This is a genomic window from Infirmifilum sp., from assembly GCF_049970975.1.
Classification (GTDB): Archaea; Thermoproteota; Thermoprotei; order Thermofilales; family Thermofilaceae; genus Thermofilum; species Thermofilum uzonense.
Window position 1 is genome coordinate 1 of the sequence record NZ_JBMFLX010000171.1, and the last position, 2332, is coordinate 2332.

General features: G+C 52.9%; 3 protein-coding genes. 2 read left to right on the forward strand and 1 reads right to left on the reverse strand.

The genetic code is table 11. The features are described from left to right. Positions 1-91 precede the first annotated feature (91 nt). Positions 92-277 carry a hypothetical protein gene (locus ACP5KC_RS10170; RefSeq protein WP_428287502.1) on the reverse strand — a complete coding sequence of 62 codons (186 nt, stop codon included), beginning with the start codon at positions 275-277 and terminating at the stop codon, positions 92-94. A gap of 66 nt (positions 278-343) precedes the next feature. On the opposite strand from ACP5KC_RS10170, the gene ACP5KC_RS10175 reads away from it, so the two are divergent. Both ACP5KC_RS10175 and ACP5KC_RS10180 read left to right on the forward strand, forming a co-directional pair. Beyond that, a complete protein-coding gene (locus tag ACP5KC_RS10175) occupies positions 344-1483 on the forward strand; it encodes a glycosyltransferase (RefSeq protein WP_428287503.1) in 1140 nt (379 codons plus the stop codon). Position 1484: 1 nt separating this feature from the next. Next, a partial coding sequence (locus tag ACP5KC_RS10180; RefSeq protein ID WP_428287504.1) for a glycosyltransferase occupies positions 1485-2332 on the forward strand: 848 nt, incomplete at its 3' end.

The window sequence follows — 2332 nt, forward strand, 5'->3', positions numbered from 1 at the left end:
CTGTGTTACTACTTGTTAGCCACTCACAGTTTACGGTTCTTGTAAGCTGGGAAGGGTATTCGAAGAACTTGCACCTGTTGGGGAGGCACCTCTAATAGGCTTTGAATACTAGGTTGAACAGGTTTTTGAGTACTAGCAGCCTTGCCGTGCTACTGGCCTCTCCTATGTTGACTATGTAGCCGGAAACACTCACAGTGTTAGGGTTTTCCTGAAATGTACGAAGGATTCCTTTCAGGTAGCCTGGTAGTAGCACCATGTCCGAATCTTGCGCTAGCACTGCATGAGAGGCTTTCCGCGGTTCGTGGTGAACCTTTAATAAGTCCCTAGCTTTATACATCCTTTGATGACGCAGAGTGTATTTGTCACTGGCTTCGACCCCCTTGCCTATAGGCGTCCCTTATTTGCAAAAAAAGCTATTCCAGGCCTGAAAATTATCTCATACAAATATCTCATTAACAGGTTTGGAAAGTTGAGGTACATTCCTTTAAAAATGGTGCCACGAATTGCAAAAGTTGAGAGTTTATTCACAAAACTCAGCACAAGCGGAGGGGATCGCTACGTAAGTGCGCTGTTGCGAGAGTTTTTCAGCCGGGTGGCACTCACAGGCCTGAAGGTAGACCTTGTGATCGCCCTAAACCCCTATCTGGCGTCACGTAGGGTGTGGGGAGACAATGCCACCATTATTGTAGACTGGATGGACGTCTGGATGGATCCCCAGGGATCTATCCACCCGCTGGACGTCAGGATCCTGCGGGAGGCCGACGGCATAATATTCTGGGGCAGACCTCTAATGGAGGTTGCAGCGCGTAAGCTCGGGCTCCAACGCTTCACTTATATACCTTATGGAGTCGATCCCTTGTTTAATCCGCCACGCTTTGGCGACGCTAGGCTCTTCAGGGAAAGGTACCGGCTCGGTGACAGCATTGTTTTCATGTACAGTGGCGGGATATGGAAGGTGAATGGGGTAGATCTCCAGGGTACTGACCGAATGCTGGCAGCCTTCGCGTCTGCCGCGAGGAGGCTCAAGAATGCCGTCTTAGTGCTGCAGGTCTCAAGGATGGACAGCGCAACTCTGCGTGCCGTTAAGGCGCTGCGTGGGCGCGTAAGGGTTTTGGGCCCCCTCCCCTACGCCAGCTTCCTGAGGCAGAGCGCCTTCGCCGCGGCTGATGTCCTCCTCGCGCCCAGCAGCAGGCACCCCACGGCTTTCTATGCCGAGCGCATGAAGCTGTTCCAGTACATGGCGGCGGGAAGAGCTATACTGGCAGAGCGGACCCCTGGAGCTACTAGCGCTTTGGGGGATGCTGCCATGTATGTCGAGCTGGGGAGCACGGAGAGACTCGTCGAAGCCATGGTAGAGCTTGGAGAGAATAAAGAGCTGAGGGAAGAGCTGGGGGCAAAGGCACGCGAGAGAGCCCGCCTCTTCACGTGGACAAGGCTGGCGCCTAAGTACGCTGAGTTTGTACGTAGCATAAGAGAGGGTTAATATGCCGGTATCCGAGCCTCCTTCGTGTATGAAGACTCTCAGCGTGATCATCCTTTCGAAGAATAACGGAAGGACTCTCGGCTACACGTTGTTAAGCGTACTGCGCGCCGCGGTGCCCGAGGGCTGGGAGAGAGAGATCATTGTAGTAGATGCTCGCAGCAGTGACAACACGCCGAGGATACTTGAGGCCTTCAGGAAGTACATCCGGGTGATTCACGATGAGGGAAGGGGGATTGGAATAGCTAGGAACATAGGGGTTTCCTCGGCGAAGGGTGAGATAATCTGCTTCGTTGATGCCGATTGCGTGGTGGGCAGAGATCACTTCGTGAGGGTCGTAAACGCAATAGAGGACGGGGGGGCAGAGCTGGTGGACGTGAAGGGTGGGAAAGGGGTTGCGGAATCCCCCGTTGAGGAGCTTGAGCAGAAGGTGTGGGAATGGGGGAGGGCCTATTCGAGTGAGCTTGCCAGGGATAGGTGCTTTGCCGGCGGCTCCTTCATCTCGTTCAAGCGGGATGTTTTTGAGAGGATCAGAGGGTTCTGGGAACACCCTCCCTATGGAGCTGATGACTTGGACTTCAGCTACAGGGCTTACCGCTCCGGCTTTAAGATCTCCGTGGTATCCTCACTTGGATCCTACTGTAGGCACAGAAGGAGCCTATTGGATCTCGTTAAGCAGCAAATGGGGTGGGGAAGAGGGTACGCTCATGTGATAATCAAGTACAGGACTCATTATGATTTCTGGAAGTGTTATAGATGGTCCCATATAGTATACAAACTACTTGGAAAATTCATTTACCTTTACCCAATCTTTGCATGCATTTTAGCGCCCGTCAAGGGTTTGTACCTCGC